The sequence below is a fragment of the Megasphaera paucivorans genome (assembly GCF_900103535.1).
Lineage (GTDB): Bacteria > Bacillota > Negativicutes > Veillonellales > Megasphaeraceae > Megasphaera_A > Megasphaera_A paucivorans.
The window spans coordinates 1-15,038 of the sequence record NZ_FNHQ01000048.1 but is presented as its reverse complement, the minus strand read 5'-3'; the positions used below and the strand labels follow the sequence as shown (position 1 = coordinate 15,038).

Here is a 15,038-nt window from a genome sequence, read left to right as displayed (position 1 = left end):
CATTATATATTGAATGGATCTAAGATATTCAATACCAATGGTGGCGAAGCTGAAATTACAGTAGTCTTTGCTAGTACGGATAAATCAAAAGGAGCGAAAGGCATGAGTGCTTTTATTGTAGAAAAAGGTATGCCTGGGTTTACGTATGGTAAGAAGGAAAGCAAAATGGGAATTCGTGCTTCCGTACAGCGTGAACTTATATTCCAAAATGTGAAAATACCGGAAGAAAATCTTCTTGGCAATGAGGGGGAAGGCTTCAAGATTGCAATGATGACATTAGATGGCGGCCGTATAGGAGTAGGTGCTCAGGCACTTGGCATAGCAGAGGGAGCACTGGAACATGCAGTGAAATATGCTAAAGAACGTGTGCAGTTTGGAAAACCAATTGCTAAGTTCCAATCTATTGGTTTTATGCTTGCTGATATGAAATCTAAAGTGGAGGCTGCCCGCTGGCTAGTCTATAAAGCTGCATTTGATATGTCTCGAGGGAAAAATTACAGTATGAGCGCTGCCATTGCAAAAAAAGTTGCATCCGATGCAGCAATGCAAGTAACGACAGATGCTGTTCAGGTTTTTGGAGGGTATGGATTTACGCGGGAATATCCGGTTGAACGATTTATGCGTGATGCCAAAATCACACAGATATATGAAGGAACAAGTCAAGTACAGCAAATGATTATTTCCGGAGCATTATTAAAGTAATTTATTTATATATGAAAGGTGTGACGTACATGACAAAAATGAAAAAAATTTTTAAAACAATGGATGGGAATACGGCAGCGGCCCATGTGGCATATGCATTTACAGAAGTAGCAACTATTTATCCCATTACACCTTCATCTCCCATGGCAGAACATGTTGATGAATGGGCAGCACACGGTCGGAAGAATTTATTCGGACATACGGTAAAAGTATCGGAAATGCAATCAGAAGGCGGGGCGGCAGGAGCAATGCATGGAGCTTTGCAAGCGGGGGCATTGACAGCTACTTTTACAGCATCTCAAGGGCTCATGTTAATGCTTCCCAATATGTTTAAAATTGCAGGGGAATTATTACCAGGTGTATTTCATGTGGCTTCTCGTACGGTAGCATCTAATGCATTGAGCATAATGGGAGAAAATAATGATGTCATGACGGTTCGAACAAGCGGCGTAGCTATGTTAGCTGAATCCAGTGTGCAAGAAGTCATGGATTTATCTGCAGTAGCTCATGCTTCAGCTATTTCCAGCCGTATTCCGTTTGTCAATTTTTTTGATGGGTTCCGTACTTCACATGAAATACAAAAAATAGAAATTTTAGAAGATGAAGATTTAAGACAATTTCTTGATATGGATGCCGTGCAAGCTTTTCGTGATCGTTCGTTGAAACCGGATAAGCCTGTTCTGCGGGGTGCAGTCGATGCTGCGGAGATATATATGCAGCATCGTGAATCTATTAATAAATTTTATATGAGAGTACCGGAAATTGTAGAGCGATATATGCGCAAAGTTACAGAACTTACGGGACGCGAATATCATTTATTTAATTATACAGGGGCACCCGATGCAGAATTTGTAGTAGTCGCCTTGGGATCAGGGGCGGAAACTACAGAAGAAGTTGTTAAATATTTAGCGGCACAGGGACAAAAAGTGGGCTGCATAAATGTTCATCTTTTTCGTCCTTGGTCGGAAAAGCATTTTTTAGCAGCCCTGCCCAAGACAGTTAAGCGTATTGCAGTGGTTGAACGTACGAAAGAACCAGGTTCTAATGGAGAACCTTTGTATCAAAGCATTACAGCAACCTTTGCTACTGTGAAAGAGGCACCGGAGGTATATGGAGGTCGTTTTGGATTAGGGTCTAAAGATATTTTGCCGGCAGATATTGTTGCCTGTTTTGATAATCTGCAATCCCCTATACCTAAACACAACTTTACCTTATGTATTACTGATGATGTATGTATGTTATCTTTGCCGCGTACAAGTGATATTTACGTTGGAGGAAATGGATTGAAATCTTGTAAATTCTGGGGATTTGGATCTGATGGTACAGTGGGAGCCAATAAGAGTGCAATAAAAATTATTGGTGATAATACAGATATGTATGCGCAGGCTTACTTTGCTTATGACTCAAAAAAATCAGGCGGAGTAACAGTATCTCATCTGCGTTTTGGCAATTCACCTATAAAAATGCCGTATCTTATTGATAAAGCTGATTTTATTGCCTGTCATCGACAGTCCTATGTGCATCAGTTCGAATTGCTGCAAGGAATAAAAAGAGGAGGTATTTTTCTCTTGAATTGCACATGGCAGCCAGAGGAATTAGATCATAAACTACCGGCTTCTTTGAAACAGACTATTGCAAAAAATGATGTACAATTCTATATTATTAATGGAATGGAAATTGGGAGAAAGTTGGGATTAGGCGGCCGTATTAATATGATTATGCAATCGGCCTTCTTTAAATTAGCCAATGTAATTCCGTTGGATTTGGCTATTGCAAAATTAAAAGAATCTGTAGTAACATCGTATGGAAAAAAAGGCCATAAAATTGTTGATATGAATAATGCGGCTATTGATGAAGGGGTTAAATCCATCATAAAAATCAATGTACCTGTTAATTGGGCTACAGCAAAAGATAATCCAAGTTCAAAAACATCTCATTCTGAATATTTTAAAAAATTTGCCGATCCAATGAATAGAATGCTGGGAGATACTTTGCCGGTAAGTGCATTTGACGGACGAGAAGATGGTACTTATCCGACAGGAACTACCAAAGAAGAAAAACGTGGGGTGGCAATATTTGTTCCTAGTTGGAATCCTGATTTATGCATTCAGTGCAACCAATGCTCTTTTGTTTGTCCGCATGCCGCCATCCGTCCCTTTTTGACGACACCGAAAGAAGCAGAAAAAGCTCCTGCAGGATTTGCAGCCAAAGATGCAGTGGGAATTACGGGCATGAACTATAGTATTGTAACGTCGGTGATGGACTGTTTGGGATGTGGCAGCTGCACGTATATTTGTCCTAAACACGCACTTACGATGAAACCCTTTGATGATGAAGAATATAAAGCGGAAATTTGGAATTACGTTATTGATTTACCGATAAAACCGAATCCATTAAAAAAGACTACCGTTAAGGGCAGTCAATTTGAAATGCCGTATGTTGAATTTACTGGGGCTTGTGCGGGGTGCGCGGAAACTCCCTATGCGAAGATATTAACTCAATTATATGGAAATCGAATGATGATTGCCAATTCACATGGTTGTTCCCATGTATGGGCAGCAAGTGCGCCAACGATAGGGTATACAGTTAATAAAAAAGGACAAGGTCCGGCTTGGGCAGATTCGTTATTTGAGGATGCAGCAGAATATGGATATGGAATGTTTTTGGGTGAGCGAAGTGGCCGGGAACTTTTGAAAGGATATGTTGATAAAGCTATTGAAGCAGCTAGTCCTGAACTAAAAAAAGCATTGATTAATTGGGAAGATAACATGATGGTTGGCGAAGGGACAAGAGAACGTGCTGATAAAATTATAGAACTTCTTGAAAAAGAAAAAACGGGTACACCCATTTTGGAAGAAGTATATAAGCAAAGACAATATCTTGTTAAGAGATCACAATGGCTTTTTGGCGGGGATGGGTGGTCTTATGATATTGGATATGGAGGATTGGATCATGTACTGGCACAGGGAGAAGATTTAAATGTTTTTGTATGTGATACAGAAGTATATTCCAATACAGGAGGACAGTCTTCAAAAGCGACACCAACAGCAGCGGTAGCACAATTTGCTGCAGCCGGCAAAAAAACAAAAAAGAAGGATTTGGGTATGATGGCAATGAGTTATGGTTACGTGTATGTTGCTCAAGTAGCGATGGGAGCTGATAAAAATCAACTTTTAAAAGCAATTACAGAAGCCGAAGCATATCCAGGCCCCTCTTTGATTATTGGGTATTCTCCGTGCATTACACATGGATTAAAGGTGGGACAAGGACAAAGCCAACTTGAACAAAAGCGTGCAGTTGAAGCAGGATATTGGCATTTATATAGATATAATCCAATGCTTAAGGAAAAAGGAGAAAATCCATTTATTCTGGATTCTAAAAAGCCTAGTGCTAATTTTCGTGAGTTCCTTATGGGTGAAGTGCGGTTCTCTTCCTTGCAAAAAACATTCCCGGAAACGGCAGAAAAACTTTTTGAAAAAACTGAAAAAGATGCAATGGAACGATATGAAAGTTATGTACGATTACATGATTCATTAGAAATAAAAAAATAAATTCAGCATGATATGAAATCTGAACACAGATATTTGCATATTTTTGAACCCACTAAGGAGGATAAAAATGGACACAAAAGAATTATATAGTCAAAAAATGCGGATTTTGAATGCCCAAGGCGATGCGCTGCGTCTGGGAAGCGGCTGGGTACCGGAAGATTTAGGAAAACCACAGGTATTGATTGATACAGCGTTTGGGGACAGTCATCCCGGAAGTTACCACCTCAATAAATTGGCAGACTTTACTAAGCATGCGTTATATGCGTCGGGATGCAAACCGGCAGTATATACCATCACCGACATGTGTGATGGTATAGGCATGGCGACTATTGGCATGAGTTATTCTTTGGCTTCCAGAGAGTTAATGACGATGATGATTGAAGTTCATGCTCACGGGGGACCTTTTGATGGTATTGTATTGATTTCCAGTTGTGATAAATCGGTACCAAGTCATTTGATGGCATTAGCGAGATTGAATATGCCTGGAATTCACATTCCGGGAGGTTCCATGCTGCCAGGACCCGAATTTCAAACATCCATAGCGATGTATAATATGGGGGAAATGAGAAATGAAGGAAAGGTAAGCGACGCAGAATTATTGCGAGGACAAATTAATAGCTGTCCTACCTGCGGAGCTTGTCAATTTATGGGAACGGCAAGTACGATGCAATGCATGTCGGAAGCATTGGGAATGTCTTTGCCAGGTGGAGCCCTTATGCCAGCTTGCACTAATCTTATAGAACAGCAGGCATATAGAGCAGGAGAACAGGTGAAAAAATTAATAGAAAAAAATTTGACGCCTCGGGATATTGTCACCAGAGAGTCATTTGAAAACGCAATCATGGTACATGGTGCGATTTCAGGATCGACGAACGCAACCATTCATATACCTGCGATTGCTCATGAATTTGGAATTGAAATTACAATGGATTTGTTTGATGAAATCCATCAAAAGATTCCAGTTCTTACGAGTTTGCAGACTAGCGGTAAATGGCCTATGCAAATGTTATGGTATGCAGGCGGCGTACCGGCAATTATGAGAGAAATCAGTGCATATCTGCATTTGGATGCGATGACTGTTACAGGAAAAACAGTAGGGGAAAATCTGGAAACATTAGAACAAAGTGGATATTTTAAAACCGCTGAAGGATATTTGAAAAATTTTGGAGTAGGTTATCGAGATATCATTCATTCTGTGGATAAACCTTATAAAAGCCGTGGCGGAACAGCCGTATTGTATGGTAATTTAGCACCCAAAGGATGTATAGTTAAGCACGCAGCGATCGATCCAAAGATGCATGTACATACAGGACCGGTAAAAACCTTTGAAGATGATAATGCTGCATCGGCGGCAATATATGGAGGAGAGATACAGCCGGGAGATATTGTGGTTATACGGTATGAAGGACCGCGGGGCAATGGGATGCCGGAAATGCTGAAACCGACAGAAGCTATCTATACTTGTCCAGAGTTAGTTTCTACGGTAGCACTTATAACAGATGGCAGATTTTCAGGAGCAACAAGGGGCCCGGCAATCGGGCATGTGTCTCCGGAAGCGGCAGTAGGAGGACCAATTGCATTAGTAGAAGATGGAGATATTATTCATTTTGATATTCCTAACCGGAAAATTGATATTGTGGGGATAAAGGGAGAACCTAGGACTCCGGAAGAAGTTAGAGATATATTAATAGTTCGTAAAGCAAAGTGGCGCCCAAGACCCAATACACATAAAGGAGCGTTTCGCATGTTCCAAGAATTAGCGACAGATGCTTCTGAAGGAGCATATCTGAAATTTGATAAGTGACAGTGTAAAAAATATTATTTTAATGGAAACAAGAGCCATACTAGATATTTATCTAGTATGGCTCTTGTTTCCATTATGTAGTTACCTTGTTAGTTGGTATTGATCCTTACCTTGTTAATTAATAATATTTAATAAATATTATTAATTTATAACATAAAAGTAAAAAGTTAAAAAAATCACAAACATAAGGTGACAATATAGTTGTTTTAACAACATAAAATATAACTAAAATATAAAATATCAACTTAAATTCTAAAAATAACGTTTAACTAGTTTATATAAATAATATTTATATAAACTAGTTAAACGTTTAGTTATTGCAATATTTCACTAGTTAATATATACTATAGTCATAGATGATATATCATATATGAAAAAAGAATAAGTATAATGTATTAATTGCATTATATATGGCGAAAATTTGCAATGTGAATCTGACAATTGTCGAGGTGCTTTGGAATAGTAATGTTTTTTCAAAATATTTTTTAATTATTAAAATAAGCTTTACTTGCGTTCATAATCAAAATTAAATTCCAAAGTACAAATCATACGTTATTGTATTATGAAAAGGAGGTTCATTATGGAACTGCAGAAATTACACTATGAAGTAGTCAATGGTATTGCTGTTGTAACAATGGATTATTCAAAAAATTTAAACGCAATTGATGAACAGATGGCAGATGAATTAATGTATGCTGTAGAGACAGCTGAAAACGATTCCAATGTTAAGGTAGTTGTAATTAAAGGATCAACAAAAGCATTTTCTGCGGGAGGCGATATTGGGTATTTTTATCAGCTGATCAAAGCTGGCGGAAAAGTTAATATGGATGGAATTATTGGTAAGGTTGGCAAAATAACGAACGGAATAAAAAAAATGAGTAAACTAGTCATTTCTTCAGTCAGCGGATCTGCTGCCGGAGCTGGTGTCAGCCTTGCCCTTACCGCAGATTTTGTAATTTGTGCTGAAAATGCAAAATTTATCATGGCTTTTGTTAATTTAGGACTTGTTCCTGATACAGGAGGAACATATCTGCTCGTGAAACAATTAGGCGAAAAACGTGCGATGGAGCTTTGTGCAACTGGGCGGCCCTTACCTGCTATGGAAGCTAAAGAGCTGGGGCTTGTACACAAAGTAGTTGCCAATGAAGAATTGGATACGGCTACTATGAAATTAGCAGAAAAGTTTGCTAATGGTCCTCTTATTTCCTATAAAAACATAAAAAGACAAATTTATGCAGCCGGATTTGAGGACTATAAACATTATCTTGATGATTGTGAAATTCCAACACAGCGTGAATGCGCAGCATCTGCAGATTTTTGTGAAGGGGTAAAAGCTTTTATGGAAAAACGGAAAGCAGCATTTGAAGGAAAATAATATATGAGATAAATAAGTCCATTTTGAATTACTATATAAGAAAGGTGGTAATCCAATTGTTATCAAAAGTAGTAAGTAAAGAAGAGGCGCTTAGTAAAATCCATGATGGACAAACGATTATGTTTGGCGATTGGCACGGTGAGTTTGCACCAGATGAAATTATTGATGGAATGATTGAAAAAGGGGTAAAGGATATAGCCGCGATTGCTGTATCAGCCGGGATGCCGGATCAGGGAGTTGGCAAGCTTATTGTTGAAAAACGTATTAAAAGTCTGATTACGACACATATAGGACTTAATCCTGTAGCGGGAGAACAAATGCTTGCAGGCGAATTGGAAATTGAGTTCAGTCCGCAGGGAACTTGGGCTGAACGAGTTCGGTGCGGTGGTGCAGGACTGGGTGGCTGCCTTACGCCGACAGGTGTTGGAACAGAAATGGAAAAAGGCAAACAAAAACTTACGATCAATGGCAAAGAATATCTTCTTGAATTGCCGCTGCATGCTGATATTGCACTTGTGAAAGCAACGAAAGCAGATACGGCTGGTAATATTTCTTTTAGAATGAATTCTAGGGCTACCAACAGTACAATTGCTTATGCCGCTGATTTTGTTATTGTCGAAGTAGAAGATGTGGTAGACGTAGGTGAACTCGGTCCGGAAGAAATTGATGTACCGGCGCCAATTGTTGATATGATCTATGTAAAAACCGGTGAAAAGAAACCGTTGTGCCCGATGTGGCAACGTGCAAAGGCCAAAGCTGAAGCAAAGGCAAAAGCCAAGACGGAAGGGGGCAAAAAATAATGGCAGGATTAACAGGACGCGCACTTATTGCATCTCGTTGTGCAAAGTTTTTTAAAAACGGCGATTTTGTAAACCTTGGAATAGGGGTTCCACTGATGTGTGTAAATTATCTACCTGAAGGCGTAGATATTTGGCTTGAAGCTGAAATAGGCACTGTTGGCAGCGGAGCAGTTCCGAAGTGGGAAAATGTCGATGTTGATGTTATTGATGCCGGAGGCCAGCCTGCGTCTATTATTAAAGGTGGCAGTGTATATGATCACGAAACATCTTTTGCATTCATTCGGGGAGGACATATTGATGCAGCTGTTCTGGGTACTCTTCAGGTTGACCAAGAAGGCAATATTGCGAACTGGACTATTCCCGGCAAGTTCGTTCCCGGAATGGGAGGAGCGATGGACCTTTGTGCGGGTGTGAAGAAAATTATCGTTGCAACGGATCATTGCGAAAAAAGCGGCAAGTCGAAAATTTTAAAAAAATGTACACTTCCGTTGACGGGTGCGAATTGTGTGACAGATATCGTAACAGAAAAATGTTATTTTGAAGTTACTCCAGAAGGGTTGCTTTTAAAAGAAATAGCGCAAGAGTATACGGTTGAAGATATTCTTGCTTGCACGGAAGCCGATGTCATTGTGCCAGATAAAATAGGCGTAATGGAATAAACGAAATTTTAATAAAAATAAGGGATAAGATCAGCATTAAAACTGATTTTATCTCTTATTTTTATTAAAATGCGATGTACATAACAAAATAAAGTTGTTAAATGAATCTATTTGAATAAGAACATTTAAAAAAACATATTAATGTTATATAGAGAGTTATATTTTATGTTATAATAATATATATATTTAGCATAGGTAATAACATTTTTATTTAATATATTGGGCATATAAGCTGGAGCGCATAACGCATAATGATTACAAAGCGAGATCTTATATATCGTCAAATTGGAGCTAAAATTAGGTATTATAGAATCCTTAAAGGAATGACGCAAGCTGAATTGGCTCAACAGATACATGTCAATCTGCATATGTTAAATGAAATTGAATGTGGTAAATATGATAAGAATTTACTAGTTACAACACTTCTTGATATTGCTGACGGTTTGCGTGTTGACGTATCGGCTTTTATTTATTTTACGGAGCAGGAAAAATGGATTGCCTGTGAAATATTAAAAAATGATAATTGTGAAAAATAAATATATAAATCTTGAAATACAGTATGCTAAGGTGTTTTGTGGTAAAGAATAGTGTATCTATGTTGCAATTTGATTGACATTTTCACGGTTATTTTCTATACTGTTAGTTAGCTAGTTAACTAAAATATAAAAAGATCATAACTGCTTTGAGATAGGGTATGATTATAATTATATTAAACGTTAAATCTGCAAGTAAGAGAGGAAATAGATTTTATATTTTATGAGGGAGAATAGTAAAGGCTATGAGTTAAGCGAAGATACTTCGCAATGAATAAAACGGTAGTTTGGCAGCGAAGAAGCATATATTATACAGAAATGATTTGCAAACAGAAATTGCAATGCAATTGGCAGTAAAGACAGAACAATTAATAAAAAGAGAGGCAGATACGATGGATTTCATGACATATAAAAAATATATTGGATCCGTCCAATATAATAAAAAAGAAAAAATTTTTTATGGTTCTGTTCAAGGAATTTGTGAAGATATTATTTTTGAAGGGGTATCTAAGAAACAATTAGAAAATAATTTTCATAAAGTAGTAGATGAGTATGTTAATTTGTGTAAAAAAATAGGGGGAAATTCAAGGAAAAAATCCCACCGCAGTGTTAATATTAAAATTTCGCCAGAGATGTATTATAAAATGTATGTAACAGCAGTACAAAAAAAAATTAGTATCAATCAATTTATTAAAAAAAGTATTTTTGATGCGTTAGGTGATAGTGAGATTCATAACAAATCTTGTATATAAAAAAGATAAAAGTGTTTGTAATAAAATGGTTTCAATAAAAATCACGTCAGAAATTTATGATTCTGACGTGATTTTTATTGTATATTAAGATACTGCTAGGTAGTGTAAAATAGTTTGTGCTTTTGAAAAAAATCTGTAGAATGAAGATAGGGAGGTCAAACGCATGGGACTCTTAACAAAAGAACAAATTCGGGAACTCATTAAAGAACGGAACATGAAGACAACCAGCGATATTTCGGCAATGCTCAAAGATTTATTTAGTGAAACGATGCAGGAAATGCTAGAAGCTGAAATGGATACAACCCTGGGGTATGGTAAAAATGAAAACGCTGCCAAACAAACCGACAATCGCCGCAATGGCCATAGCAAAAAGACTGTGGTCAGCGAATATGGCGACACCGAATTGCGTATTCCTCGTGATCGCGAAGGCGAACATGAGCCTCTCATGGTAAGAAAACATCAGAAAAATTTGACCGGCATTGAAGAACAGATCATTGCCTTGTACAGCAAGGGCATGACAGTCAGAGATATTCAAGATCACCTAAATCAACTATATGGCATTACCGTATCGCCGATTTTGATCTCCAACGTAACCAATAAGCTCATGCCGTTGATCAAAGAATGGCAAAGCCGGCCGTTAGAAAAGACCTATGCCGTTGTCTTTTTGGATGCGATTCATTACAAAGTGCGTCAAGAAGGTGCCATTGTAAACAAAGCCTCCTACAGGGTCATTGGCATTGATTTAGACGGACATAAAGACGTTTTGGGGATATGGATTGGTGAACATGAAACCTCAAAGTTTTGGCTAGTTGTATTAAATGAGTTGAAAAACCGCGGCGTACAGGATGTTCTCATTTGCTGCGTTGACAATCTAAAGGGATTTAACGAAGCGATGGGAGCTTGTTTCCCGGAGGCCGAAATTCAAAAATGCATTGTTCATCAAATTCGTAATTCCATTCGCTATGTATCCTACAAAGATGTGAAGAAAGTACTGGCCGATTTAAAACCGGTTTATACGGCGGCGTCGGAGCCGCTGGCACTAGAATTCTTGGAAAACTTTGAAACGATATGGGGCAATAAATACCCCTTGATCGTCAGTTCTTGGCGAGCTAATTGGTCAGAACTATCGACCTTTTTCAAGTACCCGCCGGAGATTCGGAAAATTATTTATACAACCAATATGATGGAAAGCTACCACAGGCAGCTTCGGAAAGTGACGAAAGGAAAAAGCATTTTCCCTAATGACGAATCATTGCAGAAGATGCTCTATCTAGCTACTATGGACGTTCTGAGAAAATGGACGAGCCGGGTTCAAAATTGGGGACAAATCCTGCTGCAATTATCCGTCTTTTTCCCCGATAAAGTAAAATCTGCTTTATCTTAATTAGGAAAAAAGCACAAAACTATTTACAGACCCTACTGCTATTGAAAAATATCACTGTTTTTCACGCAGAGTTAGCATTCTCGTGATTAAAGATTGGTACATCTCATAGGTCTTTGTTATTTCATCTGCAGAGTATGTATGATACATGGGCAGTTTTTTCAGATAATCAAATCCTTTTTGAATGATGTCCAGTAATCGTTTATTCGTGATAACATAGAAAGAATACGCGTCATTATGAATGTATTGCTTATTTTTTTTAAAAAAGCAGGAAGAGTGATTTGAGTAAAAAGATAAATTATACCCTTGATAATCAGTAGCTTTAACAGAAGAATTAATAATTCCCATGGTAATGTTATGATTACTTTTCATTGCATTAAGTATGCTGGTATAGTGCTCTTTCCGTTCATCCAAAGTCAAATTATACTCAATGTCTGTTAAATAAATGTATCCTGTTTCGATGTAACGGATGATAGAGGTGGTAGGGATAATAAAATCCACATCAACTCTGTCCAGTAGTTCTTCCCAGGTAACCCGCAGTCGTTCTACCTGCATTACCAGATCTTGTGACTGTGTTGATTCATCAATGCTGTTAATAATAGAATCGAAAACTTTGCGAGGAAGTAAAAATTCAATACCATTTGTAAGGAAAAAAGAAAAATGATTAGTAGCATAGAAGCCTGTACGAAATCCCATTTCATTCATGCCTAAAGATTTCATCGGCGTAATAAGACAAGGTTGGTGAACAAAACTTAAAATAAATTCATCGTAAATAGTTTGGACTAAATCTTTATCGGAAATACAACTGCACATCGTGATGGTATCATCTGCATTGAGAGAATATTGTACGACGAATCTGTCTTTCAGTATTATTAGATTGGTGTGTTCTAATTTTTGACTATCATAAAACATAAAATCATAATCAAGATATGCGTTTAACGTCCAGTACAGATGCTGCATATATTTGACTTTTTTATCCAGTTTATCAACATCTAAGCCCACACGGATCGTAATACGAGAAGCGTTCAGCTGAACAGAGTCAAAATAGTTCCATAATCCCATATCGGCTAGTGTGCAAAATTCACCAAATACAAGTAAATCTCCAGTGTCGTTCACTTGACTTAATTCTTCCTGCAGCAATTTAGAAAGAAACATGGTAGCATTTAACTTTCCAATAACAATTTTGCTGAAAAGAGAATCCTTTTCTTTTGGCTTATGTAATTGGTTTCCTTTGATTGAAGCTTGATAAGCGGCACAAAGGAGACGTTGTATTTCAATATTTAATTCTTTTCCGTCGTGTATAGGTGCAGTTATGTTAAAGGTATCACAAAAGTTTTCCTGCTTATGATGCAGGATTATCGATTTTGCAAAATAAAGACTCATTGCTTCGTTGACTTGTTCAATACAGCGGCTGGATGGTAATTTTATTCCGCTGCTCCATTTGCTGATGTAGGAAATATCATATCCTACTACTTCAGCTAATACGTGCAATTTTGTTTGTGTGAGGGTTACCATGTTCTTAAGAGTTAGTGCATAATTTTTTGTTGGCAATTTTATACCATCCTTTCTTTTATTGGTAGTATATATGTATATGTAAAAAAACATTACAGGGCTGTTTTTAACAAGTTAGGCGGATCGTATAAATATATTATATTTTATGTGATGATTTTCACATAAAATACCGAAAATAAAGTGATTGGATATGAGATTAATTTGAATCACTTTATTTTCGGTTAAATGTAACCTTTAATTATTAGTAGCATGATTTTTGAATATTTTTTTTATACCTATATAACATAACTGATTATATTTTAAACAGTATTTATGAATAATGCAATTACAAATAATGCAATATTGCATTCAAGCAATACTCAATATTTTCTATTTTATTCAATTGCAGATGTTGATATACTTAAAAAGATAAAAACATAATAATTTGTAGAAAGAAATATAAGTAAAAAAAAGAGTGTTGATATGGAAACTGTAAATACAAACACTGCAGCCAAAATAGCAAGACGACCATTATACATTGTATATCTTAAAGATTTCAATGTCATAGGCGGCAAAGCTGAAATTATGGTTGCCAAGGAATTCATTTTTTGCAGTAATATTTGACTTATAAACTTTTATGTAATATCATAATTTAATAGTATATGTAGTATGTATACAAATTATTCTTAATTTTAAAGGGGGAAATGTATTATTAGCATCAATATAGAATTGTAAGATATATTTTATAGGTTTTATGTGTTTTAAAATTAATTTATGCCATAAGTGGCAGAATGCGAGGTTAGTGTAATATGGAAATATTGGTATGTGTAAAACAAGTACCAGATACTGCAGAAGTAAAAATCGATCCAGTGAAACATACCGTCATTCGTGCGGGTGTGCCTAACATCTTTAATCCGTTTGACCAGAATGCCTTGGAAGCTGCACTGCAGCTGAAGGATGAACAGGGAGCTAAGGTAACGCTGCTCTCCATGGGGCCACCGCAGGCTGTAGAAGTACTTCGTGAAGGGCTGGCAATGGGAGCCGACGAAGCATATTTGCTGACAGACAGAAAAGTCGGCGGTTCGGATACCCTGGCAACAGGCTACTGCCTGGCACAGGCAGTCAAGAAAGTTGCTGAATTACAAGGACTGGACCATTTCGATATGATCTTATGCGGCAAGCAGGCCATTGATGGAGATACAGCACAGGTCGGCCCGCAGATAGCAGCTGAACTCGGTATCCCGCAGATCACCTACGCAGCACATATCGAGGTAGAAGGAGAAAAAGTAACGGTAAAGCAGCAGAATGAAGAAGGCTATATCGTTACGGAAGCTTCGTTCCCGGTTCTTCTTACGGCTGTAAAAGAATTAAATGAACCGCGGTTCCCGACTATTCGCGGAACGATGAAGGCCAAACGTCGCGAAATACCAACCTTGTCGGCAGATGATATCAAAGTAGACGAAAGCCGTATCGGTTTGAGCGGTTCGCCGACAAATGTCCGCAAAATCTTCACTCCGCCTCAGAGAACGCAGGGTGTTATATTGAACAATGAAGATGTTGCTGTATCTGTTGCTACGTTGATGGAAAAATTGACAGAACAGAAGATAATTTAATTCTAAGGAGGAAACGTGAAGATGGATTTGGCTAATTACAAAGGCGTGTATGTAATCGCTGAACAATTTGAAGGCAAACTGCGCAATGTATCTTTAGAATTGTTAGGTCAGGGCAGAATATTGGCCGACAAAATCGGAGATGAAGTAGGTGCAGTCTTGATCGGCAGCGGTGTAAAACCGCTGGCACAGGAATTAATTGCACATGGAGCGCATAAAGTATATGTGTATGACGATCCGAAATTGGAACAATATAATACGACAGCGTATACGAAGGTACTGCAGAACTTCTTTGAAGAAGTAAAACCGAACGTATTTCTGGTAGGGGCAACGAATATCGGCCGGGATTTAGGGCCGCGCGTAGCCAATGTATTGAAGAC

General features: G+C 37.8%; 13 protein-coding genes. 12 read left to right on the top strand and 1 reads right to left on the bottom strand.

All coding sequences use genetic code 11. From position 1 onward, the window contains the following. The 9 genes from BLR11_RS13155 to BLR11_RS13115 form a co-directional block, all read left to right on the top strand. On the top strand, window positions 1-702 hold a 702-nt coding region (locus BLR11_RS13155), incomplete at its 5' end, for an acyl-CoA dehydrogenase family protein (protein ID WP_176763002.1). 38 nt (window positions 703-740) lie between these two features. Beyond that, window positions 741-4,253: a pyruvate:ferredoxin (flavodoxin) oxidoreductase gene (gene nifJ / locus BLR11_RS13150; protein WP_091652989.1), complete on the top strand. Its 3,513-nt coding sequence runs from the start codon at window positions 741-743 to the stop codon at window positions 4,251-4,253. A gap of 67 nt (window positions 4,254-4,320) precedes the next feature. Further along, window positions 4,321-6,057, top strand: a complete 1,737-nt coding sequence (gene ilvD, locus BLR11_RS13145; RefSeq protein WP_091652986.1) for a dihydroxy-acid dehydratase — start codon at window positions 4,321-4,323, stop codon at window positions 6,055-6,057. A gap of 580 nt (window positions 6,058-6,637) precedes the next feature. Next, the gene (locus tag BLR11_RS13140; RefSeq protein WP_091652984.1) at window positions 6,638-7,432 is read left to right on the top strand and encodes an enoyl-CoA hydratase/isomerase family protein; all 795 of its coding nucleotides are present in this window, start codon (window positions 6,638-6,640) and stop codon (window positions 7,430-7,432) included. A 56-nt stretch (window positions 7,433-7,488) separates the two neighbouring features. Further along, complete coding sequence (locus BLR11_RS13135; RefSeq protein ID WP_091652981.1) at window positions 7,489-8,232, top strand: 3-oxoacid CoA-transferase subunit A; 744 nt, start codon at window positions 7,489-7,491, stop codon at window positions 8,230-8,232. After that, a complete protein-coding gene (locus BLR11_RS13130) occupies window positions 8,232-8,891 on the top strand; it encodes a 3-oxoacid CoA-transferase subunit B (RefSeq protein WP_091652979.1) in 660 nt (219 codons plus the stop codon). The genes BLR11_RS13135 and BLR11_RS13130 overlap by 1 nt, the downstream gene beginning before the upstream one ends. A gap of 251 nt (window positions 8,892-9,142) precedes the next feature. Beyond that, window positions 9,143-9,427, top strand: a complete 285-nt coding sequence (locus tag BLR11_RS13125; protein WP_091652976.1) for a helix-turn-helix domain-containing protein — start codon at window positions 9,143-9,145, stop codon at window positions 9,425-9,427. 284 nt (window positions 9,428-9,711) lie between these two features. Further along, on the top strand, window positions 9,712-10,176 hold the full coding sequence (locus tag BLR11_RS13120; protein ID WP_091652972.1) for a toxin-antitoxin system HicB family antitoxin: 465 nt from the start codon (window positions 9,712-9,714) through the stop codon (window positions 10,174-10,176). 163 nt (window positions 10,177-10,339) lie between these two features. Then, the gene (locus BLR11_RS13115) at window positions 10,340-11,560 is read left to right on the top strand and encodes an IS256 family transposase (RefSeq protein WP_091652969.1); all 1,221 of its coding nucleotides are present in this window, start codon (window positions 10,340-10,342) and stop codon (window positions 11,558-11,560) included. A 51-nt stretch (window positions 11,561-11,611) separates the two neighbouring features. On the opposite strand, the gene BLR11_RS13110 is transcribed toward BLR11_RS13115, so the two are convergent. Next, the gene (locus BLR11_RS13110) at window positions 11,612-13,108 is read right to left on the bottom strand and encodes a hypothetical protein (protein WP_091652966.1); all 1,497 of its coding nucleotides are present in this window, start codon (window positions 13,106-13,108) and stop codon (window positions 11,612-11,614) included. A gap of 423 nt (window positions 13,109-13,531) precedes the next feature. On the opposite strand from BLR11_RS13110, the gene BLR11_RS14185 reads away from it, so the two are divergent. From BLR11_RS14185 to BLR11_RS13100, 3 genes are all read left to right on the top strand, one after another. Continuing rightward, window positions 13,532-13,672, top strand: a complete 141-nt coding sequence (locus BLR11_RS14185; protein ID WP_176763001.1) for a hypothetical protein — start codon at window positions 13,532-13,534, stop codon at window positions 13,670-13,672. A gap of 185 nt (window positions 13,673-13,857) precedes the next feature. Beyond that, window positions 13,858-14,661, top strand: a complete 804-nt coding sequence (locus BLR11_RS13105; protein WP_091652964.1) for an electron transfer flavoprotein subunit beta/FixA family protein — start codon at window positions 13,858-13,860, stop codon at window positions 14,659-14,661. A gap of 21 nt (window positions 14,662-14,682) precedes the next feature. Beyond that, a partial coding sequence (locus tag BLR11_RS13100; protein ID WP_425433764.1) for an electron transfer flavoprotein subunit alpha/FixB family protein occupies window positions 14,683-15,038 on the top strand: 356 nt, incomplete at its 3' end.

Coding starts and splice junctions, on each gene's coding strand:
- nifJ (WP_091652989.1), top strand. CDS start 741: ATGAAAAAAATTTTTAAAACAATGGATGGGAATACGGCAGCGGCCCAT.
- ilvD (WP_091652986.1), top strand. CDS start 4,321: ATGGACACAAAAGAATTATATAGTCAAAAAATGCGGATTTTGAATGCC.
- BLR11_RS13140 (WP_091652984.1), top strand. CDS start 6,638: ATGGAACTGCAGAAATTACACTATGAAGTAGTCAATGGTATTGCTGTT.
- BLR11_RS13130 (WP_091652979.1), top strand. CDS start 8,232: ATGGCAGGATTAACAGGACGCGCACTTATTGCATCTCGTTGTGCAAAG.
- BLR11_RS13125 (WP_091652976.1), top strand. CDS start 9,143: ATGATTACAAAGCGAGATCTTATATATCGTCAAATTGGAGCTAAAATT.
- BLR11_RS13115 (WP_091652969.1), top strand. CDS start 10,340: ATGGGACTCTTAACAAAAGAACAAATTCGGGAACTCATTAAAGAACGG.
- BLR11_RS14185 (WP_176763001.1), top strand. CDS start 13,532: ATGGAAACTGTAAATACAAACACTGCAGCCAAAATAGCAAGACGACCA.
- BLR11_RS13105 (WP_091652964.1), top strand. CDS start 13,858: ATGGAAATATTGGTATGTGTAAAACAAGTACCAGATACTGCAGAAGTA.